The 24,178-nt window shown below is 34.0% G+C and carries 24 protein-coding genes; 9 read left to right on the top strand and 15 right to left on the bottom strand.

Going from position 1 to position 24,178, the window contains the following annotated elements; all coding sequences use genetic code 11:
• The first annotated feature begins 174 nt into the window (after positions 1–174).
• The 3 genes from ACM39_RS09505 to ACM39_RS09495 all read left to right on the top strand — a co-directional run bounded on the left by ACM39_RS09505 (position 175) and on the right by ACM39_RS09495 (position 2,619).
• Positions 175–969 carry a hypothetical protein gene (locus tag ACM39_RS09505; RefSeq protein WP_048510811.1) on the top strand — a complete coding sequence of 265 codons (795 nt, stop codon included), beginning with the start codon at positions 175–177 and terminating at the stop codon, positions 967–969.
• Between the two features lie 60 nt (positions 970–1,029).
• Positions 1,030–1,803: a hypothetical protein gene (locus ACM39_RS09500; RefSeq protein ID WP_082140567.1), complete on the top strand. Its 774-nt coding sequence runs from the start codon at positions 1,030–1,032 to the stop codon at positions 1,801–1,803.
• Positions 1,804–1,884: 81 nt separating this feature from the next.
• Positions 1,885–2,619, top strand: coding sequence for an SIMPL domain-containing protein (locus tag ACM39_RS09495; protein WP_048510809.1), 735 nt, complete (start codon positions 1,885–1,887; stop codon positions 2,617–2,619).
• A gap of 139 nt (positions 2,620–2,758) precedes the next feature.
• Here ACM39_RS09495 and ACM39_RS09490 read toward each other — a convergent pair whose 3' ends face one another.
• The 5 genes from ACM39_RS09490 to ACM39_RS09470 are packed head-to-tail and all read right to left on the bottom strand — an operon-like array spanning position 2,759 to position 7,679.
• Positions 2,759–3,271, bottom strand: a complete 513-nt coding sequence (locus ACM39_RS09490; protein WP_048510808.1) for a GNAT family N-acetyltransferase — start codon at positions 3,269–3,271, stop codon at positions 2,759–2,761.
• A gap of 2 nt (positions 3,272–3,273) precedes the next feature.
• Positions 3,274–3,495: a PspC family transcriptional regulator gene (locus ACM39_RS09485; RefSeq protein ID WP_048510807.1), complete on the bottom strand. Its 222-nt coding sequence runs from the start codon at positions 3,493–3,495 to the stop codon at positions 3,274–3,276.
• The gene (locus ACM39_RS09480; RefSeq protein WP_048510806.1) at positions 3,488–4,762 is read right to left on the bottom strand and encodes a DUF2851 family protein; all 1,275 of its coding nucleotides are present in this window, start codon (positions 4,760–4,762) and stop codon (positions 3,488–3,490) included. The genes ACM39_RS09485 and ACM39_RS09480 overlap by 8 nt, the downstream gene beginning before the upstream one ends.
• Before the next feature lie 27 nt (positions 4,763–4,789).
• On the bottom strand, positions 4,790–5,938 hold the full coding sequence (gene bshA / locus ACM39_RS09475; protein ID WP_048510805.1) for an N-acetyl-alpha-D-glucosaminyl L-malate synthase BshA: 1,149 nt from the start codon (positions 5,936–5,938) through the stop codon (positions 4,790–4,792).
• A gap of 4 nt (positions 5,939–5,942) precedes the next feature.
• Positions 5,943–7,679, bottom strand: a complete 1,737-nt coding sequence (locus ACM39_RS09470; RefSeq protein WP_048510804.1) for a glycoside hydrolase family 3 protein — start codon at positions 7,677–7,679, stop codon at positions 5,943–5,945.
• Positions 7,680–7,794: 115 nt separating this feature from the next.
• Between ACM39_RS09470 and ACM39_RS09465 the strand changes: the two genes are divergently transcribed.
• Positions 7,795–8,304 carry a hypothetical protein gene (locus ACM39_RS09465; protein ID WP_048510803.1) on the top strand — a complete coding sequence of 170 codons (510 nt, stop codon included), beginning with the start codon at positions 7,795–7,797 and terminating at the stop codon, positions 8,302–8,304.
• 83 nt (positions 8,305–8,387) lie between these two features.
• Here the strand turns inward: ACM39_RS09465 and ribA are convergent, their stop codons facing one another.
• The 8 genes from ribA to ACM39_RS09425 all read right to left on the bottom strand — a co-directional run bounded on the left by ribA (position 8,388) and on the right by ACM39_RS09425 (position 15,439).
• The gene (gene ribA, locus ACM39_RS09460; RefSeq protein ID WP_053073316.1) at positions 8,388–8,984 is read right to left on the bottom strand and encodes a GTP cyclohydrolase II; all 597 of its coding nucleotides are present in this window, start codon (positions 8,982–8,984) and stop codon (positions 8,388–8,390) included.
• A gap of 21 nt (positions 8,985–9,005) precedes the next feature.
• A complete protein-coding gene (locus tag ACM39_RS09455) occupies positions 9,006–9,464 on the bottom strand; it encodes a hypothetical protein (RefSeq protein WP_048510802.1) in 459 nt (152 codons plus the stop codon).
• Positions 9,461–10,072, bottom strand: a complete 612-nt coding sequence (locus tag ACM39_RS09450; RefSeq protein ID WP_048510801.1) for a DUF4254 domain-containing protein — start codon at positions 10,070–10,072, stop codon at positions 9,461–9,463. The genes ACM39_RS09455 and ACM39_RS09450 overlap by 4 nt, the downstream gene beginning before the upstream one ends.
• A gap of 19 nt (positions 10,073–10,091) precedes the next feature.
• Positions 10,092–10,304, bottom strand: a complete 213-nt coding sequence (locus ACM39_RS09445) for a twin-arginine translocase TatA/TatE family subunit (protein WP_048510800.1) — start codon at positions 10,302–10,304, stop codon at positions 10,092–10,094.
• A gap of 34 nt (positions 10,305–10,338) precedes the next feature.
• Entirely contained in the window at positions 10,339–11,901 is a 1,563-nt protein-coding gene (locus ACM39_RS09440; protein WP_048510799.1) for a murein hydrolase activator EnvC family protein, read from the bottom strand.
• The gene (locus ACM39_RS09435) at positions 11,898–12,740 is read right to left on the bottom strand and encodes a DUF4292 domain-containing protein (protein WP_048510798.1); all 843 of its coding nucleotides are present in this window, start codon (positions 12,738–12,740) and stop codon (positions 11,898–11,900) included. The genes ACM39_RS09440 and ACM39_RS09435 overlap by 4 nt, the downstream gene beginning before the upstream one ends.
• 105 nt (positions 12,741–12,845) lie before the next feature.
• A complete protein-coding gene (locus tag ACM39_RS09430) occupies positions 12,846–13,862 on the bottom strand; it encodes a sugar phosphate nucleotidyltransferase (protein WP_048510797.1) in 1,017 nt (338 codons plus the stop codon).
• Positions 13,863–14,011: 149 nt separating this feature from the next.
• Entirely contained in the window at positions 14,012–15,439 is a 1,428-nt protein-coding gene (locus ACM39_RS09425; protein ID WP_048510796.1) for an oligosaccharide flippase family protein, read from the bottom strand.
• Between the two features lie 161 nt (positions 15,440–15,600).
• Between ACM39_RS09425 and ACM39_RS09420 the strand changes: the two genes are divergently transcribed.
• Complete coding sequence (locus tag ACM39_RS09420; protein ID WP_048510795.1) at positions 15,601–16,938, top strand: dihydroorotase; 1,338 nt, start codon at positions 15,601–15,603, stop codon at positions 16,936–16,938.
• Positions 16,939–17,057: 119 nt separating this feature from the next.
• Here the strand turns inward: ACM39_RS09420 and ACM39_RS09415 are convergent, their stop codons facing one another.
• The gene (locus ACM39_RS09415) at positions 17,058–17,660 is read right to left on the bottom strand and encodes an FMN-dependent NADH-azoreductase (RefSeq protein ID WP_048510794.1); all 603 of its coding nucleotides are present in this window, start codon (positions 17,658–17,660) and stop codon (positions 17,058–17,060) included.
• 112 nt (positions 17,661–17,772) lie between these two features.
• On the opposite strand from ACM39_RS09415, the gene ACM39_RS09410 reads away from it, so the two are divergent.
• Entirely contained in the window at positions 17,773–18,159 is a 387-nt protein-coding gene (locus ACM39_RS09410) for a winged helix-turn-helix transcriptional regulator (protein ID WP_048510793.1), read from the top strand.
• 70 nt (positions 18,160–18,229) lie between these two features.
• Here ACM39_RS09410 and ACM39_RS09405 read toward each other — a convergent pair whose 3' ends face one another.
• Entirely contained in the window at positions 18,230–20,530 is a 2,301-nt protein-coding gene (locus ACM39_RS09405) for a GH92 family glycosyl hydrolase (protein WP_082140562.1), read from the bottom strand.
• Positions 20,531–20,657: 127 nt separating this feature from the next.
• Here ACM39_RS09405 and ACM39_RS09400 point away from each other — a divergent pair, with 127 nt between their 5' ends.
• The 3 genes from ACM39_RS09400 to ACM39_RS09390 all read left to right on the top strand — a co-directional run bounded on the left by ACM39_RS09400 (position 20,658) and on the right by ACM39_RS09390 (position 24,080).
• Entirely contained in the window at positions 20,658–21,539 is an 882-nt protein-coding gene (locus tag ACM39_RS09400) for an SDR family oxidoreductase (protein ID WP_048510792.1), read from the top strand.
• A 133-nt stretch (positions 21,540–21,672) separates the two neighbouring features.
• Positions 21,673–22,500: an endonuclease/exonuclease/phosphatase family protein gene (locus ACM39_RS09395; RefSeq protein WP_048510996.1), complete on the top strand. Its 828-nt coding sequence runs from the start codon at positions 21,673–21,675 to the stop codon at positions 22,498–22,500.
• 116 nt (positions 22,501–22,616) lie between these two features.
• Positions 22,617–24,080, top strand: coding sequence for an AraC family transcriptional regulator (locus ACM39_RS09390; RefSeq protein WP_131701436.1), 1,464 nt, complete (start codon positions 22,617–22,619; stop codon positions 24,078–24,080).
• Positions 24,081–24,178 lie beyond the last annotated feature (98 nt).

Raw genomic sequence — 24,178 nt, 5'->3', positions numbered from 1 at the left:
TAGAATTGAAGGTGCAAGTTAACTAAAATTTGACTTAAATTTTAACAATTTCGATTGGCTATTTAACAGTTCCGTAATGAAAATTCTAAAAGAATTGCTAAAACGCGTTAACTGTGGTTAAACTTCCTGTTTGCATTAAAAATAATTTTAGCTTTGCTTTGTAAAAAACTATCCGTGAAAACTAAACTACTTTTTGTCTTATTTACGCTATTCTTAATTAACATCAACGCTCAAAAAATCAGCGGAAAAATTATTGATGAAAACGGACTGAATTTAAATTCTGTTTTAGTAAAAAACATGAATAATAATAAAACGGCATATTCAGATTCTTTTGGGAATTTTACGATTGAGGCCAATGAAAATGATGAAGTTCGTTTTATAAAAGATACTTATTATCGAACCGACAGGAAAATCGCAAAAGAAAATATGGCTGGCGTTATGAATGTTCTTCTTCTTCGTGCAGAAACTTTGATTCCTGAAGTTAAGATCACTTACAAGCCTACCGGAAATTTAGAAAGGGACAGTAAGCATTATGGTGAATCTAGAAAGCTTTCTACTTTAAAATCCGGTTTAAATGATTATATGAGAAGCCCGCTTAATGAGCCTTTGCCTAAAAACGAAATTTCAAAAACCTTTACAGGACATGACTTTACAGTTGGGCAGGCTGATTTATTAGGGGTTTTCAACCTTGCAAAAGGCCTTGTAAAAAAAGCAACTCAACCAAAAATTACCAAACCTACTTATAACGAAACCCAAAATTTTATAAATAAAGTAAAATCAGACTTAAATTTAGGTTTCCTCAAACAATATGGAATGACAGAAGAGCAGATAGATCATTTTTTAATGTATGCGGAAGAAACTCGTGATTTGTCTAAAAAATACAGAAAAACTTTTAATGTTGTAGAAATTGAATCTGAGTTACGGGTTGCTTTTGGGAAATATATTCAAACTAATAAAATTGGAAATTGATAATTTAATTTTAAAGAAAAAACAATTTTGAATCTTAAACATAAAAATATGATTTTATTGATGAGGAAAATAGTTTTTCTTTTCCTTTTGTTTGTTTGTAATTATTTGTTTTCCCAACAAACAGTTACCGGTAAAATCAGTGATGAAAACGGGATTATTCTTGCGGGTACTACGGTCATAAATATAACGAAGGACAGTAAAACTTACAGTAATTCTTTGGGTGAGTTTTCTATTGAAGCTTCAAAAAATGATGAATTAAGATTTGTAAGGGCAGGCTATGAAAGAATTTCGGGAAGGGTACTTTTAGACGGGAGCAATCCGTATTTACTGATTACTTTAATTAAAATTCCTGAAGTAATCGAGGAAGTAAAAGTAGCGAAGAAACCTACCGGAGATTTGGAAACAGATTCCAGAATGGTGGCAAAGGCTGATAAAGGAGAAGCCGTTCGTGATGCTGTGGGTCTTCCTCAGCCTGTGGGAAAAATGAGAGAAAAGCCTGCGGAAGTAAAACAGGTATTGATTCCGATACTTTTAGGACAGCTGAATGTGCAGGGAGTTTACGATTTGGTGAGTGGAAAAGCAAGAAGACAGAAACGTCAATACAAATATGATGATTTACAGGAACACATTAAATGGGTTCGAGATAGAGTAGATGATGATTATTTTACTAAAGCCGGAATTCCTGAGGAGAAAATCTCTGAGTTCATTGAATTTTCTTTTTATGCAAAACCTTATGTGAGAACATATGTGAAGGCTAAAAATCTTTCAGGAGTATTATTGAGAATGGAAGAGGCAATTCCTTTGTATATTGAAAGGCTGAATACAAGAAAGTAATAGGTTAAATGTTAATAAAATCTTAAAATTTGGAATGAGAATTGATATAATAATTGGATTAAATCAATTCACAAAAATTTTATGAATAAAAACATTATTGCGATTGCCGTTGGATCACTAGGCTTTATCATCGGTCTCGGACTTTTAGGAAGCGCAATCAAAAACAGGAATAAATCTGAAAACACAATTTCAGTTACCGGTTTGGGAATTAAACAATTTACTTCCGATTTAATTACCTGGTCTGGAAGTTTTTCTAAAAATAATTTTGATTTAAAGGCGGCTTATGATGAATTGGCTTTAGATCGAAAAGTTATTAATGATTATTTGTTGTCAAAAGGAATTAAACAAAATGAAATTGTTTTTTCTTCTGTAGACATTCAAAAACAGTTCAGAAGCTATAATGATTCGAATGGAAATTATGTGCAGGGGGAATTCTCAGGATATAACCTGACACAGAAAGTTTCTATTGAAAGTAAAGAAGTCGGAAAAATCGAAAACCTTTCAAGAAATATTACAGAGATTATCAATCGCGGAATTGAATTTACCTCATCTTCTCCGAATTATTTTTACACTAAATTAGCAACCGTAAAACAGGAAATGATTGCATCTGCAACAAAAGATGCTAAAGAACGTGCCGAAAAAATTGCGGAAAACTCAGGAAGCAGCCTGGGAAATCTAAAAAAGGCAACTATGGGAGTCATTCAGATTACTGCCCCGAATTCTAATGAAGATTATTCTTACGGTGGAACTTTCAATACTTCTTCCAAAGAAAAAGAAGCGAGTATTACGATTAAATTGGAATACGAAGTGAATTAAAAGGCTTCACAGATTTATGCAGATGACTACGAATAATTCTAAATTTATTAAAAAACTTAAACATCTGTGCAAATCTGTGAAATTTGCTGAAAAGGTAAAAAATAAAAAATCCGAAGTATAATTTCTTCGGATTTATATTTTAATGGTAGACTACATCGTAAATTTCATCTTTAATTTCCTTAAGATTATCGGGAGAATAATTGGATAACAGCCACAAATCCAGAGGCCTTTTGCCTTGTCCATAACTTGGCTGCACATACATCTCATCAATCAGATTAAAGCCATTTCGTTGATAAAAAGCATAACGTCTTCTCGCATCATCTCCCAAATGTTCGGGCTCAATCTCTAAAATGATCCTTGGATAATTATTAAAAAGATACCCTGTAATGTGTGAGCCTAATTTTTGGCTTCTAAACTCTGGGAAAACTTCAAAATGTTCTACAAAAGTATAATTACTAAGTTCCCAGATGATGAGATATCCGACATTTCTGGTTTCGTGTGAAACAGAAATTATTTTGACTTTTGGATTGGAAAAAAGAGCAGCCAATTTGCCCCAATCTCTCCTCTCGTCCTCTGGAAAAGTATGGCAATATGAATCGAAAATTTCCTGAACTCTGTAATCATCAGGAGAAGTAATTTGTAAAAATTCCATGATTATAAATCAAAAACGCTCGGTCTTCTTGTAATGAAAATATCTTTAATCCAAAGAATAAATGCCAATCCTAAATAGATCAGGAAGAAAAAACCTGCCGTTGCAAAAGTAGAGTAAATGAAAAAAATTCTCAGCTTAGACACAGGAATTCCCAGTTTTGCGCCCATTCTGGTCAAAACACCAAACCATTCTCTTTCCATTTTGTGGCGAATATTATCAAACATGTGAAGATTCTTTTAAAAGTTTAAATCCGATACTGCAATTTAAGCAATTTTTTTCTTCGCATGAATTTTTAAAGTGATAAATCAAACTCTGGCTTTCTAAGGCAGTTTTACATTTCAAACCCAATTTTTTCCAATCATCAATAATTGAATTTTTTTCTGCAGCGATATTTTGATAAAAACTTAAAACTTCGTCTGTAATTTCTTCATTATGATATTTATGATAAGTATATTTTAAAGGTAAAATAGTGTTTAAAATTAGTAAATCAATAAACTCTTTACTTAAAAATTTAGGTTGCTTAGCTTTTGAAATCTTTCCAAAATTGTAATGATTGTCCCAATATTCCGAAGCTTTTACATTTTTGAAAATTTCAAATAATTCATCTGTATTTTTAACATGAATAATTTTTGAAAATAAATTTTGATGCTGATGATAAAGATTGGCCAGCTGGGATAAACGAACTGTCGGAAAATTGGGTGGTCTTAACCTCAAAAACTTTGGACGAAATTTTAAATCGGAAATGTTGAATTTAGCTTTAATAAAATCAAACTCACGTTTCCAGATTTTCATTGGTTCTTCTTCCGGATTTTCCAGCCAGCCTGAAATTCCGAATAATAATGCTTCTAGTTGAGTTTCATTTTGCCGGATTTTGTTGATAACACTAAAATCAATGCTTTCTGCAATTTGTTTGAAAACAAAAGCATTCACTTTTAATCCAAAAGAATAAGCAAGGCTGTGAAACAAAACCGCTTCAAAATTATTTTTAAATTGCTCTAAATTTTTCTCGAATTCCGAAGATTTTTCCTCCAGTTTTTTGAAAATATTTTCTTCATGAAAATTGATGGGGATTTGAGTTGATTTCAAAATATTTTCACATGGAATAAATTGATTTCCGCTAACCAGTTTGTCGTATTTCCAAAGAACATTTTCATCAATATAGCTTTTCAATTCCAGAGTCGGAATATTTTTATTTTTAAGCTCATCCACTTCTATATCATCTTGAAAAACGGCATGAAGAATGATATTTTGATAATTGGGATTTTGAGAATGATTATGAAAAATCCAGTCGGAGGATTTTACATGAAGTTCTATATTTCCGGCGAAAATAATATTATTGATCTTAATTTTTGCCGCTAAGAAATCCGGACCGGCGTCTGTATTCCATGTACCGGAATTTAATATTTCAACGGAATTCCCTTCAATATCCTTGAAGTCAAAATGTTTGAAAACCTTAAAGTTCCAAAGATATTGAAGCAGTTTTTCCGTCATGAGTGTGACACAAAGATAATAGATATATTATACTTTTGTCAACTCTTTTTTAAAATTTTCGATGGTTGTTCTATACATTTCTTCATATATAGGAAGAATGTTTTTCAAATCGAATTTTATTGCCTGTTCTTTCGCATTTACTTTCATTTTGGTTAAAAGTTCGTCATTGCTCAGCAATTTGATGGTATAGTTACTCATGGCTTCCACATTCCCGATTTCTGCCAAAAATCCTGTTTCGCCCTGGATATTTACTTCCGGGATTCCGCCTGCATTCGAGCTGATCACCGGTGTGTTGGCTGCCATTGCTTCTAAAGCTGCCAAACCAAAACTTTCCTGTTCGGAAGGAAGTAAAAACACATCAGAAAGTTGAAGAATCCTGTATAAATCATTAACCTTTCCAAGAAGGCGGATTTTAGAAATCAAATCAGGGTTTTCTTCCAGAAACTGGTTGACCTTCTCCATATCAGGACCTTCACCGATGATAATTAATTTTGATTTCACCTTTTTTTGTACATTCCTAAAGATTTGTAAGACTTCATCGACACGTTTTACAGGCCGCAAATTTGAAACGTGGATCAGAATTTTCTCGTCAGGATTTGCAAACTGTGTTCTTTGGCACTCATTGCATTCATCAAATTCAGAATTGTCGATGAAATTGGTAATGACCTGAATGTCTTTTTTAATCTTGAAAAATTGCAGGGTATCTCTTTTTAAACTTTCAGAAACAGAAGTGATTGCATCTGATTGATTAATAGAAAACTCTACTGCATGTTTATAACTTGGATGCTGCCCAACCAATGTAATATCTGTTCCGTGAAGCGTTGTTACCAAAGGAATATCGTTATTGTCTTCCTTTAACATTTGTTTTGCCGTGAAAGCAGCATACGCATAAGGTATAGCATAATGTGCATGAAGCAAATCTAATTTGTAGAGATTGACCACTCGGTAAATCATCGAGCTCAACGCAATATCATAAGGCTGATACTGAAAAAGCGGATAGGTCTGGACATTCACTCTGTGGAAAAAAATATTAGGATTCGTGATGTCAAGTCTTGCAGGAAGGGCAGAGCTTATGAAATGTACCTCATAGCCTTTGTTGGCAAGGGACATTCCCAGTTCTGTTGCCACGATTCCGCTTCCTCCGTATGTTGGATAGCAAAGTATGCCTATTTTCATTAGTTTATTGTTGTTTTGATGTTGTAAATACTGTTGAATTCACATTTGCAGAAGCAGTTACCGGGTTCAAATCTATTCCCATGCCCGCTTTTAAATTATCGTTAACTAAAACAGGAAGCCTGCCCCAGATTTTTGTTCTTCCATTTAATGCACCGGCTGTTGCGGTCATCGAATCATCGTTGTTTTCATAAGAGACCAAAACCGTTGAAATTTTTGAAATATCAATGTCTTTCAAAGCATAGGCGCTTCCGAAAACATTTAGAATAATATTTTGATTCTTGGTTAAATCAGCTAAAACTTTTTTTGAAGTATCTGAAATTTTATAAGGCTTATAAGCCGTAGAATTATCTTTATGTAAACCTACAATTACCGTAGAATTTGCCGGGATTGTAATGGTTTCATTTGCTTTTTTAATAATTATATTGGGGCCTAATTGATTTACAAAAGTCTGATAAGGTGCTTCTTCCAGAGGGACATAGTACACTTGTTTTCCGTTTAATGGAAGTAATTTTTTATCATCTTTTAATAAAGTCAAAGCATTTGAATATAAATTCTGAACCAAAACTTTATGAGAATCATTATTTAAATCTGAATTAATGTTTTCAGGATTTTTCGGTGAATATTTGTCTAAGCCTAAAAAATATTTTGTTAAAAGGATTTTTTTAACACTTTCTTCAACTCTTGATTGTGAAATTTCTCCGTTGTCAATTGCTTTTTGGATTAATCTTTTACCGCTTGCAACACCTTGAGAGAATAGCATGATATCATTTCCAGCTTTAAAAGCCATCGCATCGAGTTCTCCGGGATTGTATTTGTTGGCTACAGCGCCCATATTTAGAGCATCGGTGATAATTAGTCCTTTGTAACCTAATTTTTCTTTCAATAAGCCTGTGATAATATTTTTAGAAACCGAAGCCGGAATTCCTTTTCCTGATTCTAAAGCCGGAACGTATAAATGTGCAACCATAACGCCGCCAATTCCCTTATCCATCAACGCTTTGAAAGGTGCGAGTTCGATATTGTTTAATCTTTCTGAATTATGAGAAACAACAGGCAGATCAAGATGTGAATCTGTATTGGTGTCGCCGTGTCCTGGAAAATGTTTAATTGCTGCAAGAATATTATTACCCTGAAGGCCGTTTGAATAAGCCAAAGCAGAAGTAATTACATTATTTACTTCAGAACCGAAACTTCTGTTCCCGATAATTGGATTGTCCGGATTGGTATTTACATCAACAACTGGTGCAAAATCCCAATTAATTCCCATTCTTTGGCAATCTTCAGCAATTTTGGCAGCCATCTGTTCGATTAATTTTTTATCCTGAATTGCACCCAAAGTCATTGCCCAGGGAAATTTATATGCTGTTGCTATTCTTTGGAACAATCCCCATTCTGCATCCATCCCAATCATTAAAGGGATTTTTGATTTTTGCTGAAATTCATTCACCAAGCTAATTTCTCTTGCTGCGTCATCCTGCATTAAAATCAATCCGCCAATCTTATCATTTTCAACAATTTTTCTTACGTTAGAAATTTCGTTTTCACCTTTGTTAGTATAAAGCGCAACGATGAAAAGCTGTCCCAGTTTTTCGTCTTGTGAAAGAGATTTATATGTTTTATCAACCCATTGATTGGCCTTTTTCAAATCTTCTTTCGAAATATTTTTAGGCTGATATTGGGCTGTGATTTTTGAACTTATACATATTAATATAAAGAGTGAAGTATAAACTAATTTCTTCATGATTTTTTGAATATGAACAAAAATACGATTAAAAAAATGATGAAAACAAGGTTTTTGTGATTTTTGGTATATGATTTGAATATGGATTATAAATAATAACTTAACTTTTATAAAAATGAAAAAATTTCTTCCAATTTTACTTCTGGCTTTTGTGAGCTTATTCATATATAGCTGTGATAACGATGATAATGTAGTTGCAGATGGTAATACCTATTCTAAAATGAGAGATGTAAATGTGACTTTAAATAGCTCGAATAACTACGGATATGTTGAACCTCTTAGTATTAATAGTACGGATGTAGTTTTGGTTTACAGAAGAGATGTAGCACAAAATAACGGTTGGCAACTTATCCCTAAAACTTATTATCTATCTGGAGGGAGAGAATTAGATTATAATTTTCTTTTCAATTCTCAACAGGTAGAAATTTACGTTGATGGTATCGATCCTAGTACACTTTCCAGTGCTGAAGCAGGCACATATTTAAACAATCAAATATTTAGAATTGTATTAGTTCCAGCAAGTGCAGGAAAAAATACTAACACTGTCGATACAAATGACTATAACGCTGTAATCAAGTATTATGGATTAGATGATTCAAAAGTACCTGTTACAAAAGCAAATTAATTAAGAATATATCTTTTCAGTTTTTTATAATTAAAAATCCCTTGAAAATTAATTTTCAAGGGATTTTGTCTTTGTTTTATTTTTTAATTATCGTTGTCATCTAGTAAATGACCAAAATAATCTTTCTTTGTTTGTAAATATCCTTTACTAATTTCGTTTGCAGGAATTTGTAGAGGTATTCTTGAGTTTAAATGAATATTGCTTTCGGTCACATACTTTACCTTTTCGGGGTTATTGGTAAGCAGGTTAATGTCTTTTACGTTTAAAATATTTAAAATCTCAATTGCTATCCCAAAGTTTCTGTCATCAGCAGGAAGCCCTAATTTTAAATTAGCTTCTACCGTATCAAATCCCTTTTCCTGTAATGAGTAAGCTTTAAGCTTATTGATTATCCCAATATTTCTCCCTTCCTGGCGGAGGTAGATAATAATTCCCCCGTTTTCGTGGGTATATTTCATTGCGGCATCTAATTGTTGCCCGCATTCACATTTTTTTGAATGGAAAACCTCTCCCGTAATACATTCAGAATGGAAACGCACATTTACAGGTTTAGAAAAGTCTGTATTTTCAGCGATAATTGCCATGTGAGGCATCCAATCATTTTCGTTTTCGGAGAAAGCAATCATTCGGAAAGAACCATGTTCTGTAGGAACATTGGCTTCCGCCTGAATTTTAATCATTAATTAGTCCTAAATTAGTTTTTAATTTCCTTTTAAAGAATCTTCGATAACATTAATATTGGTTTTTAATCGTACCAAATATCTGTTAAGAACTTCATCATCATCCTGACTAAGATGCTGTCTTATTTTCTGAATTTTCTTGTAAGACTTTTCAAAGCTTTTAATGGCTCTGTCTTTTCCAGAAATATTACCGGCATCGATTGCGTAAAGATAGTTTTGAAGGCTGTATTTTAGTTCGGTGACTTGTTCGTTTACATCTATATTTTTAAATCGCGGAAAAGTAGATATCAAATTGGATATTTCTGAAGCATTTACATTTTCTTTGATATTGATTTCAATGCTTTTTTTTAGTCCTTTTTTATCTGTATCTCCTTTTGACTCACTATAAAAACTATTGGATAGCGGAGAAAAATTTAATTTTTCCGTAGCACAAGAAGATGTGATTATCAGTATTATTCCGAAAAAAAATAGTCGTTTCATTTTTGCCCCTTTTGATAAAGGATTGGGTTAAGACTTTCATCGTTATACATTTTCATCTGTTTGTAAACTTTCATCTTAACGTCACCGTTCTCAATATCAGTAAGCAACTGATTAATAGAAGTTGATAGATCCTCTTTTTGCATAAGAAGTACATCGAGCTTAGCCTGACAGCTTAGACGGTGTTCTTCAGAAGCAGAGTCCCTGTTTGCTTCTAATGACATGTGATAAACCTTTAAAGCAAGTATTGATAATCTATCTACAGCCCATGCAGGTGTTTCGGTATTTATCTTTGCGTCAGATTTAGGAGTGATATTTTTATATTTTTCAAGGAACCAACTGTCAATAAATTCCACTAAATCAGTTCTTTTCTGATTAGATGCATCTATCGTTCTCTTTAATGCAAGAGCATCAGTAGGATCTATATTCTCATCTCTAATTATATCTTCCAAATGCCATTGAACGGTATCAATCCAGTTCTTTGCATACAAAATCCGTTCCAAACTATCTTTTTCGAACGGGTTATTAATTAGAGTGTTAACGTCATCAGACAGGTGATAGTCTTCAATAGATTGATTGAAGACTTTCCATGCAGTCTCTGTAAAATTCATTGAGATATTTTAAGAATTTTTAGTTGCTAGAAGGATTATTATCAGTTGAAGACTTTTTATTTTCAGAACCAGGTTTATCTTCTTCTTTTACGGCATCTTTAAATTCTTTAATACCTGAACCTACACCTCTCATTAGTTCCGGAATTTTTTTACCTCCGAAAAGTAATACAAGAAGTATTGCTACGATTAGGATATGCTGCCAAGATAAGGCAAGTATTGTTAATGTATTCATTACTTAAATCTTTTTTACAAAGTTAGTCCTTTTTTTAATAAGAAACCCAGCCTAATGGATCAACAGGTGTACTTCCGTTCCATACCTGAAAATCAAGTGTATAAGAACCGTCAAAATCCTGGCCGACAGTCCCGAGAATAGTGCCCGCTGAAACTTGCTGGCCTTTAGAAACGCTCGCACTTCCTAAGTTTGAGTAAATAGTGAAATAATTGCCATGCTTTAGCATCACGGTTTTAGTTCCGTCACTACTAGCTATGACTGAAGATACGGTTCCCGGAAATACAGACTTTGCACGTGTGCCCGAAGGGACAGATATTTTTATACCGTTATTTTCTTCGTAGATATTTTTGAAAACCGGGTGAGGCTGTCTTCCAAAGCGGTGGGTGATTTGTCCCACTCTATCAGCAGGATATCCCAATCTGCCTCTGTTATCTGCAAAATTACTGCCGGCTACTGTCGTTACTCCATAGTTTGTCATTGCTTTAGATTCGGCAGCTTTTTTGTCCTCTTCTTTTCTCTTGTTCAATGCTGCTTCGGCGGCTCTCGCTGCAGTTAATTTATCAGCGGCTTCCTTTGCTCTTACATTAGCTTCGTCAGAGGCCTTTTTAGCTGCTACTTTTCGTGCTTCGTCTCTGGCGTTAGATTCTGCCCTTGCAGCTTCTTCTGTACGTTTTCTTTCTTCTTCGGCTCTTTTTGCTGCAAGATCGGCAGCTTTTTTTGCTTCAGCTTCGGCTAATAATCTTTCTTTTTCCAATGCTTCAGCTCTTGCTTTTGCTTCAGTTTCAATCCTTGCTTTTTCTCTTTCGGCAGCTAATTTTGCCAGCCGGATTTTTTCAGCTTCAGCCTTCTTTCTGGCCTCTTCTTCCGCTTTTGCAATTCTGATTTCTTCTGCAATAATGGTTCTGATTTGTCCTTCTAATGCTTTAGACTGAGTTTGTTTTTGTTTAAGCTCTGCGGTCAATTTAGATTCGTTTTTCTTGAAATCAGAGACCAATTGCTCTTTCTGAGCCTTTTCAACGTTAATAGTAGCTAAATCTTTTTGCTGGTTTACCAGAAGATTTGCTTTTTCTCTTGCAGAATTTTGTTTTTGAGCAATTGATTTTTTAATCTGTGCTGCTGCATTTGAAATTTCGGCAGCTTTTTTATCCTGATAATCAGCGTATTGCTTTAAGTATTGTATCCTTCTAATTGCTTCTCCCATATTTTTGGCAGAAAGAATGAAGGTTACTTTATTTTGTACTCCTTTATTTTTATAAGCGTTTACTAAAACCTCGGCATAATTTTTTCTGAGAATTGCTAATTCCCTGTTTTGCCGGTTGATTTCTAACTGACGAAGATATATTTCATCTTCAATGAGTTTCTTTTCCTTTTGGGTATTGTTATAGACCTTTTCTCTTAATGCTAATTTTTTATTTACGCTGGTAAGATAGGCGATCGAAAGTTTAGATTCGCTTCTTGTCTTAGCTAAATCATTATTTATTTGGGCAATTTGTTTTTTAAGTTCGGTATTTTGTTTTTGTAATTGTTCTTTTTTCTGCTGGCCTTGGTACAGTCCAAACAACAAAATACCTATTAAAAAGCTAAATTTTTTAATCATTTAATCTCAATTTTCTTGTAACTAGATGGTACAGAATAAGGTGTTTCCATCCTCGAAAAGTCAAATTTCGTATTTTCCAGTAAAATCTGGCTGCTTTTTGAGCCTTTTATAATTATTTTAACATTTTTTGGAAGTCGGATTCCGTTATATTCATCCCAATTGCTATAAGAAATTTCCAATTCGTCCGCAGATAAAATATCTTTTAAATTGACATTTAATAAATCATAATTTTGATCATATTGCAAAGTAATTTTGTACTCTCTCTTTTTTTCATCAGTCTCGATCTTCTGAGTACCGTTGGATGTCATTTTATAACCCTGAGCATTTTTGGTAAGCGTAAATTGTGAGTCGCTGATTTTAACAAAGGTTCTTCCTATTAAGATTTTCTCTAAAGCTTTATAATCGATAAAATTTACATTCAATAAATTATTGAGATAATCAAAATCAGAATCAATATAAGTTTTACTTGTTTTGTCCTGACCTTTTACACCTTCCGGAGTCGCAATTCCTCTTGCCACATTGAATACGAGCGCCTGAAGGTTCATCCAGACTTTTTTATTATTTTCAATATAAATTGTAGCATCTAATGTTGGTATAAAACTTCCTGTTTCCACATTTACTTTGCTGCTGATTTTTATTTGATCAAATTTTGGAGGAATAAGAACGTGCTCGTAAAATGTAAGCTTATCTCTTACAGGTTCATTTGTATCTTTTGGATTATCATTATTTTCTATGGAGGTACTGTCTTGTACAATACCATTTGTGTTTTTTGCCGCATTTCTTGTCTTACAAGAGGACAAAACGAGAAGTAACAATAATAAGGATATCCAATTTTTCATGTATTTATCTTTTCGATTAAAAAATACTTTGCAATATTAACGCCAAACCACACAAATACATTTTGTGTGGTCTGAATATATATTATTTAAAATTAAAATAATTGTTTATTTAGACAGAAAATCTAAAACTGAATAGTCTCCTAAAGAAATTTCTCTTGCAACGCCAAAATATTGAGCAGAATTACCAATCATAGAATTAGAAAGGTTTCCGTGATTGATTGTTGTATTTTCCTGAATCAAGGAATTTTCGATATTTGAATTTACAATTATTGTATTATTTCCCAAAGAAACCCCAGGACCAACTTTAGAGTTTGAAATTTTTACATTTTCACCAATAAAGCATGGCTGAATGATCAAAGAGTTTTCAATAACTGCAGAAGCCGGATATTGAGACATTTCTTCTGTTTCGTATGCTAAAATTTTGCTGTTTGTTTCTACGGTTGCGTTTTTATTTCCGCAATCCATCCAGTCATTTACCTTTCCTAAACTGAATTTTGCGCCTTTTGCCCTTAAATTTTCTAATGCTGTGGTTAATTGATATTCCCCGCCATTTTTGATATCATTATTCATAATATAATTGATTTCATCCATCAGCTTTTCAGCACTGTTGAAGTAATAAATGCCAATAATTGCTAAGTCTGAAACAAAAGTCGTAGGTTTTTCAACAAAATCTGTAATGAATCCGTAATTGTCTAATTTCACGACTCCAAAAGCAGAAGGATCTTCTACGCTTTTTACCCAGATTACCCCATCAGAGTTTTTATCTAATTGGAAATCAGCACGGAAAAGGGTGTCGGCAAAAGCGATTACAACATTTCCGGTCATAGATTCTTCAGCACATTTGATAGCGTGAGCTGTACCCAGTGGATCGTTTTGATAGTATATGCTTCCTTTTGCTCCTAATTTTTCAGCAATCTGAATCAGGGATTTTTCAATCTCCGGACCAAAATCTCCGATGATAAAAGCTACTTCTTCAATTTCTTCCCCTGCCACTTTAGCAATATCTTCAACTAATCTCTGTACGATAGGCTTTCCCGCAATAGGAATAAGAGGTTTAGGGACAGTCAATGTATGGGGACGTAATCTGGAGCCACGTCCAGCCATAGGAACAATAATTTTCATAAATTATATTAAGAATGTTTTGTTTAGTTAGTTTTAATTTAGGTTAAAGGTAATAATTAAAACCCATCGGTGGGTAATATTTATGATATCTAAAGCCTTTGTTAACTTTTTTTAATAGAATTTGTTTATTAGCAAAATGGAGACCAAAATTAATTCTTTCTGATTCTTGACAGAAGCATATCTTTCTCGGAATACATTAAAATCCCAATGAAGATTAAGAATAATAAATTACTTGTCAGAACATTAAAGTGTAGATATTTTACAATGATAAAACTGAAAATTCCAAGTAAAATCAAGAAGAAAGACATTTTCTTCATTCGATAGGGTATAGGATAATATTTCTGCCCCAGTAAGTAAGACACAATCATCATAATAACATAGGCTCCGAAGGTTGCCCACGCAGAACCAATCATGCTATGATAGTAATTTAATGCTAAAAGGTTGAGCGCAATGTTTATACCTGCTCCAAGCCAAGAAATAACAGTTCCAACACTGGTTCTGTCTGTTACTTTGTACCAGGTTGAAAAATTGTAATATATACCAAAGCAAAGATTGGCAACTACAATGATGGGGATGATATCTATTGCAATCCAGTAAGATTTATTAGGAATAAAAACGTCTTTCAGCCAAGCAATATTAGCAATGATTCCCAAAGCTACAGCACATGCGAAGAATGCGAAATATTCGGCAACTTTAGCATATGTTTTTTTAGCGTCACCTTTGTCCATTTGCTTAAAAAAGAAAGGCTCGATACCCATTCTGTAAGCCGTAACGAATAATGTCATTAATACAGCTAGTTTGTAACAGCCTCCATAAGCACCGGCTTCTTCGTCTGAAATATGGTTTCTTTGAATCGATTTGTCAAAATTTTCATTCACCATAAAGGCTAAACCGGCTAACATTAACGGAAATGAATACTTAATCATACGTCCGAACAAAGAAGTGATAAACTGAAACCTTACCTTTAATATAATAGGAAATAATAATAAAAAACCTAAGGCACTTCCAGCTAGATTACTGAAAAACGGATAGTCAACATTTTGGTCTAAACCAAGGCTTTTTGAAATATTTTCCGGAATCCAAAAGAATAATGCTGCTGTAAAAACTGCCTGAAATACAGCCTGAACAATTCTCACTGCTGAATATTTGATTGGCTTATTATGAAAACGTAGCCATGCAAACGGAATAACTAGTAAATTGTCAAAAAAGGCAATTAATGCAAACCATTTAATGTATTCAGGATTATCATGATAACCTGCATAATCAGCTATTGGTTGATTGAATAAATAGCACAATGCCAGGAAAACAGTGGAGGTACAAAACAAAAACCAAAATGAAGTGTTGAAAGTTTTCTTTTCATTACCTTCTTCGGCAGAAAATCGAAAATATGCCGTTTCAAAACCAAAAGAAAGTATAATATTAACAAATGAAATCCAAGCGTAAAGTTGTGTGAAAATCGCAAAACCTTCATTGGGGATTTTATAGATCAAAAGTGGATTAAGAATGAATAAAATAATTCTTGGGGCTATAGCTCCTACTCCGTAGATGATGGTTTGCCCTAATAGTTTCTTATACAAAATCGAAATTTTTTATGCAAATGTAAATATTTAGAAATTGATTTTTTATCAGCAAGGTTAAAATTCATTCATAAACCTTAATTTTGCTTTTATACTTAAAATATAAGAAGGGGTATTTTAAATATAACTTCTTATATCTAATATCTAATTTCTAAGTAAAAATGAAGACCTTAATCAAAAATGTAAAAATCGTCAACGAAGGACAAATCCTTGAAAGCGATATTTTAATTGAAAATGATGTAATATCTAAAATAGATTCCAATATTTCTGAAGAAGCAGATCAAATTATAGAAGGTTTGGGGAAATATCTTTTGCCGGGAGTTATTGATGATCAGGTACATTTCCGTGAACCGGGTTTGACACACAAAGGTGATATCGAAACTGAGTCAAGAGCTGCAATTGCCGGTGGAGTTACAAGTTTTATCGACCAGCCGAATACAGTTCCAAACGCCATAACTCAGGAATTATTGGCGGATAAATACGGGATTGCCTCTCAAAAAGCTTATGCGAATTACGGCTTCATGATGGGAGGAACCAACGATAATTTGGAAGAGGTATTAAAAACAAACCCAAGAAATGTTCCCGGAATTAAATTATTTTTAGGTTCTTCCACAGGAAATATGTTGGTTGACAATCCCGAGACACTGGAAAACATTTTCAGCAATACAAAAATGTTAATTGCTGTTCATTGCGAAGATGAAGCAACAATAAGGGAAAATACTCAAAAGTATGTAGATGAATACGGTGAAAATATCCCTGTGAAATTCCACCATCTGATAAGAAGCGAGGAAGCCTGTTATAAATCTTCTTCCAAAGCAATTGAGCTGGCTCAAAAAACAGGAGCGAGACTTCACGTTTTCCATTTATCAACAGCAAAGGAAACAGAATTTTTTAGAAATGATATTCCTTTAAAAGACAAAAAAATAACGGCGGAAGTTTGTGTTCATCATCTTACTTTTACGAATGAAGATTACGAAACAAAAGGAGGGTTAATCAAGTGGAATCCTGCCGTAAAAACTCAAAAAGATAAAGACGGACTTTGGGAAGCGCTGTTGGATGACAGAATCGATGTAATAGCGACTGACCACGCGCCTCACACTTGGGAAGAAAAACAGAATATTTATACAAAATGCCCTTCCGGAGCACCATTGGTGCAGCATTCTTTAGTTGTAATGTTGGAAAATTATATCGATGGAAAAATTTCTTTAGAAAAAATCGTTGAAAAAATGGCTCATAATCCTGCTATTCTTTTCAGAGTTGAGAAGAGAGGCTTTGTGAGAGAAGGTTATAAAGCAGATTTGGTTTTGGTTGATTTAAGCGAAAACTGGACGGTAAAAAAAGAAAATATCCTTTACAAATGCGGTTGGAGCCCGCTTGAAGGGATGAATTTTCATTCTAAAGTAACACACACTTTTGTCAATGGAAATCTGGTTTACGAAAATGGAAAAATCAGTGAAGAAAAATTCGGGGAGCGCCTGCTTTTCGAAGTTGAAGAATAAATAAAAAGACTGCAAAATTAGCAGTCTTTTGTTTTTACTCTCTCGCAGATTAAACAGGTAAAGCCGATTTTTTCTAATTCATCTGCAAAGTCTGCGAGAGAGAATTATCTAACAATTAATTAGGCAATTACAATACTTTCAATTCCTTTTTCCAAAGCTGTTTCCTGAAGATGTGGCAGTCCCAAACCTTCTGCACGGAAAACACTGATATCTGTAATGCCAATGAAACCAAGTACACTTTTCAAATAGGGCACAACGAAATCATAAGATTGGTAGTCTCCCTCGGAAAAAACAGAACCACTTGCAACTGCGATATACGCTTTTTTGTTTTTCACCAAGCCTTCAAAACCATTTTCCGAATAACGAAAAGTCATTCCGCCACGCGCAATATGGTCGATATAAGCTTTCAAAGCAGACGGAATCCCAAAATTGTAAATTGGGACACTGATAACAATAATATCCGACGCCTGCAATTGGGCAATTGCATCATCAGAACGTTTTACCGCTTCGTCCTGTTCCGGAGTTCTGTTTTCTGCCGGGATAAACCAAGAATCGACCTGCTCTTCACCCAAATGCGGAAACGGAGTTTTCAGTAAATCCAACGTAGTAATCGAATGTTCCGGATAAGCTTCCTGCAATTTTTCTTCAATGGCATTTCCTAATGTTCTGCTTGCCGAGCCGTTTGTTCTCGGACTTGAAATAATGTGAAGTATGTTTTTCATTTTTTTGATGATTAAAATTTCTTCAGCAAAATTATGTACATTTGCTTATCAAAAGTAAGTAGTGAACAAAAGGTTAGTAGTAACCTTTTGGTTAGTTTTAAAATCATTTTTTATGGAAAATCCGGTCGGAACTGAAGAAATTGCTTGTAAAGGAGCTTGTAGTGAGAATCTTTCTGCTGTAGAAGATGCCATCTACGTCATTGGAGGAAAATGGAAACTGAAAATCATTATCGTTTTGCAGGAATTCGGAAATGTTCGGTTTAATGAATTGCAAAGGACCATTACCGGGATTTCAGCAAGAGTTTTGTCAAATGAATTAAAGGATTTGGAGCTCAATGGCTTTGTAAAAAGGGTAGTACATGCCGAGCAAACACCTGTTGTAGTAGAATATATTTCTACGGATTATAGCAGAACCTTAAAGCCTGTTATAATATCGCTTTCCGAATGGGGAAAGAGCCATAAACAAAATATCAGAGAAGATGTTTTTAGTTTTGGATAAAATCAATTTATTAAAAAATAAAAAAAAGACTGCAAAACAGCAGTCTTTTTCTTTATCCAAAATTTGGTAATTATTTTTTAGGTTTAGGGCTCATATAAAAACTCAATTTTCCACCATTCATAATATCAGAATGTTTCAACATGAAGTTTTTAATTTGCTTTCCATTTAACAGAATTTTTTCAACATACACATTCTTCGGACTTTGATTGATGGCTTCAATTTCAAATGTTTTACCGTTTTCTAAATTTAAAACTGCATTGTCAATTGCCGGACTTCCGATTGCATAATCTTCCGAACCTGGAGCAACAGGATAAAAACCAAGCGAACTCAGAATATACCAAGCACTCATTTGTCCCGCATCATCATTTCCGCCTAATCCATCGGGAGTTGCTTTATATTGCATTTCTAAAATTCTTCTGATTTGTGCCTGAGTTTTCCAAGGTTGCCCTGCCCAATTGTATAGGTAAGCAACATGATGAGCCGGTTCGTTTCCGTGAACATATCCACCGATAATTCCTTCTCTTGTAATATCTTCTGTATCTGCAAAAAACTCGTCAGGCAAATGCATTGTGAATAATTCGTCTAGTTTTGCAGCGAATTTTTTCTTTCCACCCATCATTTTGATTAGTTCATCCGGATTTTGTGGAACGAAGAAACTATAATTCCAGGAATTTCCTTCGATGAAACCTTGTCCGTGTGTACTCAAGGCATTAAAATCTTTTTTGAAACTGCCATCAGTTAAACGTGGACGCATAAATCCTGTCGTTTTATCAAATTGAGTTCTCCAGTTTTCAGAACGTTTGATGAACTGATTGTAAATTTCCGTTTCGCCCAAATATTTCGCTAATTGAGCAATCGCCCAGTCATCATAAGCATATTCTAATGTGTTTGAAACAGAAGTTCCATTCTTTTCGGCAGGAACGTACCCTAAATCTATATATTGACCAATTCCTTCGTAATCTCTTTTGCTGGCTGTTTCTACACAGGCTTTCAGGGCTTCTTTGGCATTGCCGCCGTTATAATTTCCTTTAATAATAGCATCAGCAACCACACTCACACTGTGATAACCGCTCATACACCAATTATCATTTGCATAATGTGACCAAATCGGTAACATTTTCATCGAAAACTGATTGTAATGTGCCATCATCGATTTAACCATATCACCGTTTCTTTTTGGTTGAATAATGTTAAAGAATGGGTGAAGCGCACGGTATGTATCCCAAATGGAGAATGTTGTATAATTTGTAAAATCTTCTGCTTTGTGGATGTTTTGGTCTAAACCTTTATACTCTCCGTTAACATCCATATAAGTGGTCGGATTGATAAAAGTGTGATACATTGCCGTATAAAAATTCACCTTTTCTGTTTCAGAACCTTTAATAATAATTTTATTTAATTCTTTATTCCAATTTTCCTGTGTTTGCGCTTTAACTTGGTCAAAAGATAAATTTCCGATTTCTTTTTCCAAATTTTCTAACGCATTCGTTTGGCTGACAGGTGAAATGGCCAGCTTAACCTCAATCGCTTCATTTTCATTTGTATCAAAATCAAAATACATTTTCAGGTTTTTTCCTGCGATTTCCGGGAAATTTCTCGTCTGGTCAAATTTTCTCCAAAACCCATTGTAAACCTGCTTCCCGTCATAGCTTTTTTGCCCGTAAGATTTAAATGGTTTTGAAAATTTCATAGCGAAATAAACTGTTCTCGTTCTTGCCCAACCGTTGGTTTGTCGATACCCCGTGATGGTGTTGCCGTTTTCAACGCGAACGTAAGTCCAGATATTTTTCCCATCATAATTATAAATTCCTGCCATTAAATCCAAAATAATATGGGCTTGATCAGATTTCGGGAAAGTGTAGCGATGAACCCCGACTCTGGTTGTAGCCGTTAATTCCGCCAAAATATTGTCATCATCAAGTTTTACTTTATAATAGCCGGCTTCTGCTTTTTCATTTTGATGAGAAAATCTACTTCTGTAACCGTTTTCAGGATTTGCTGCAGTTCCGGGATTCAACTGTAATTTTCCAACAGTGGGCATGACCAAAAAATCTCCCAAATCAGAATGCCCGGTTCCGCTGAAGTGTGTAGAGCTGAAACCTACAATTGTTTTGTCTTCATATCGATAGCCAGCACAATATTTATAAACATCACCGTTGTATTTTCCGTTAAGTTCGTAAGAAATGGTATCAGTTTCCGGGCTTAACTGAATTGCTCCGAAAGGTGTGGCTGCCCCGGGATAGGTGTGTCCCATTTTTTCAGTCCCGATTAACGGATTAATGTATTGAATTAATTTTTCGAATTTTTGAGCTTTAAAATGTAAACTAAAAAATAAAAGAAATAGAAAAACAGAAGTTCCTGACCTTTTCATGTATAAGTATATTTTCAGAGGATAAAATTAACTAAAAAATCAAAGAATATTATTTATGACATTATTTATAAATTTAATTTAGACAGAATCCGTTCAATATTTATTATTTTTAAGAAAAATTAAACGTATGAATCTATATACACAACCGATGTTGCGTGAAGATGCGCTGAAAGATAAAGTTGCCATCGTTACAGGTGGCGGGAGCGGTCTTGGAAAAGCAATGACTAAATATTTCCTTCAATTGGGTGCAAAAGTGGTAATCACTTCCCGAAATCTGGAGAAATTGCAGGGGACTGCAAAGGAATTAGAAGCAGAAACGGGCGGAAAAATTCTTTGCGTTGCGTGTGATGTGAGAAATTGGGAGGAAGTTGAAGTAATGAAAGAAGCAACATTAAAAGAATTCGGAAAAATTGATATTTTATTAAATAATGCCGCAGGGAACTTTATCTCTCCGACAGAAAGATTGACGCATTCTGCTTTTGACTCTATTTTGGATATCGTTTTAAAAGGAACAAAAAACTGTACGCTTTCCATCGGAAAACATTGGATTGATTCAAAAACTTCAGGAACTGTTTTAAATATTGTAACAACTTACGCTTGGACAGGTTCGGCTTACGTTGTTCCATCGGCTTGTGCAAAAGCAGGAGTTTTGGCAATGACAAGGTCGTTGGCGGTTGAATGGGCAAAATATGGAATTCGTTTTAATGCTATTGCTCCGGGACCATTTCCTACAAAGGGCGCCTGGGACAGATTGCTTCCGGGAGATTTACAGGAAAAATTTGATATGAGAAAAAAAGTTCCGTTGAGAAGAGTAGGAGAGCATCAGGAACTGGCTAACCTTGCTGCTTATCTGGTTTCGGATTATTCAGCATATATGAACGGTGAAGTTGTGACAATTGACGGTGGTGAATGGTTACAAGGAGCAGGCGAATTTAATATGCTGGAAGATATTCCACAGGAAATGTGGGACGCTTTGGAAGCTATGATTAAGGCTAAAAAATCAAACTGATAAAAGTTATTTGTTATATAGGTGGTGAGTTCATATTGCTTATTTAAATTTAATATAATAATCATACATTTAAAGCTTCTCTCTTCGGGAGAAGTTTTATTTTTGTTCCTTTATTAATTAAAATTATATGGTTATGAATTTCAGATATTCAATCGTATTCCTGATGCTTTTTGCATTGGGTTTTTCCCAGGACCTTAAAGTGATGAGCTTTAATATCAGGCTTCAGGTAGAGTCAGATAAAGAAAATGCCTGGACGCAGAGAAAGCAAGATGCAGTAGACTTGTTAAGTTATTATCATCCTGATTATTTTGGTGTGCAGGAAGCTCTTCCGGAGCAGATGAAAGACATTAAAAATGGGTTGAAGAACTATGATTATGTAGGAGTTGGTAGAGATGACGGAAAAGAAAAAGGAGAATTTTCTGCAATTTTTTATGATATATCAAGGCTTCAGGTATTAAATTCTGGTACATTCTGGCTTTCAGAAACACCTGAAAAACCATCAAAAGGTTGGGATGCAGCTTACAACAGAGTTTGTACATATGCAGTTTTCAAGGATAAAAAATCTAAAAAAGAATTTTTAGCAATGAATCTTCACTTCGACCATATAGGAAATGTGGCAAGAGTGAAATCTGCGGATTTAATTTTAAGGAAAATCAAAGAAATTAATCCTAAAAATTTACCTGTAACATTAACCGGTGATTTTAATTTAACGGATGATACTGAGCCAATTAAGATTCTTTCTCAAAACCTGAAAGACAGTTTCTATAATTCAGAAACAAAACACTACGGTCCCACAGGAACTTTTACGGCCTTCAATGTGAATGAAATTTCAAAAGATAGGATTGATTATATTTTCGTAAAAGGATTTAAAATAAAATCTCACAGGCATATTAATGACAGAAGGGAGAATTTATTATATCCTTCCGACCATTTTCCCGTAATTACTGAGCTGAGTTTTTAGGAATAAGCCTTAATTTTGCAAAAACACATGATTTGAAATTTGCCGTATTTATAAACAGCCTTATTTTTTTATTTCTCTTGGGTTATTCAAACTGTTATTCACAAAACAGGAAAGGGGTGGATAGCCTTGTTGAAGTTTTAGACAGGATAAAATTCGCAGAACCCGATAAGGTACTGAAGATAAGTGGCGAGCTTTTAAATAAAAATGTTTCAGATAAAAACAGGGCATACATCTACCGTTCTATGGGGTATGCCTTTATGGTAAAGGGAAATGTAAAGCAACAGCAAATGTGTTTTGAGAAAGCATATGATTTTGCCATAAAATCGGGAGATACATTTTGCAGAACAAAAATTTCCTGCAGCCTTGCCGAAGCTTATGTCTGGCTCAATTTGTATACAGAGGCTGAGGACTATTTAATGAAAGCCTTAAAAGACTCCGAAGGATTGAAAGATTCCGGAGAAAATCTTGAATTAAAGACTACCATTAATGCACTCTTGGGGAATATTTATTATTTCAAAGATAATAATGATGAATCTATTAAAATCTTCCACAAAAATCTTTTATTAAGCAAAAAAATAACGAACCAGAGCTTTTATTATAAGGTGGTGAGCTATACTTACCTGGGGCTAGGTAATAATTATCTGAAAATAAATGAACCCGATAGTGCCAATTATTATTATACAAAAGGGTTGTCGCAAAGTTTAAAAAGTCCTGAAAAAATTAATTTGTATTATCAGTATCTGGGTTTGGCGGATGTATGTATAGTTCAAAAAGAATATGGAAAAGCAATAGATTATTATCAGAAATGTCTATTGTTGAAAAATATTCCTGAATATGTAAAAGCTAATGTGTTTAAGAAAATGTCTGAAACGTATGTTCAGATGAATGACACAGGAAATGCCAGAAAATTTGCAGACAGCTCACAACTGTATGCTATAAAAACGGAAAGAGATAAAGGGAAAGCACTGGAGCTGGCTGTAAATAAAATCCGTAAGGATAAGACCGCAATTATTGCCGGCAAAGACAGAGATCTTACTATATTGTACAAAATATTAGCTGTTATTCTTTTGATGTTTGTATTGTCTACCACATTTTATTTTCTGGATGTAAGAAAACAGAAAAAGAAGTACCTGAAATTCGTCGGAGAACAGAAAACAAAAGAACCTGTTTCAGGAACGGAAGCTGCTGCTAATCATTTTTCGGTTGGCAAACCTGCTATAAATTCAGAAATTGAAAGAGAAATTTTACAAAATCTGAAAAAATTTGAGAACAATGAAGGATTTAGAAATAAAGAGCTGTCATTATCTGTTTTAGCCTCTGATTTGAATACAAATACCAACTACCTTTCCAGGATTATTAACCAGCATTACGGTAAAAATTTTAATAATTATATCAGTGACCTGAGAATCGGCTATATCATCAAAAAAATAAATGAAAACTCCGATTATCAAAAATATAAAATAAGCTTTTTAGCTGAAGATGCAGGATTTGTTTCCCATAGTGCATTTTCTACAAAATTTAAAGAAATTACAGGAGTTTCTCCTTCTAATTTTATGAATTTTAGCGCACGAAAGTCATAATATTCTTTTAGTAATACCGTCAATATTTTTGTTACTCTTGATTATAAACTGATGTTATATTTTGTTTTTGGTTTAATTTAATCTTAGATGCTACCCAT

The organism is Chryseobacterium sp. FH2 (genome assembly GCF_001045455.1).
In the GTDB taxonomy this organism is placed as follows: domain Bacteria; phylum Bacteroidota; class Bacteroidia; order Flavobacteriales; family Weeksellaceae; genus Chryseobacterium.
Note: the sequence above shows the minus strand (reverse complement) of the source record. Positions and strands in the feature narration are given on the sequence as shown.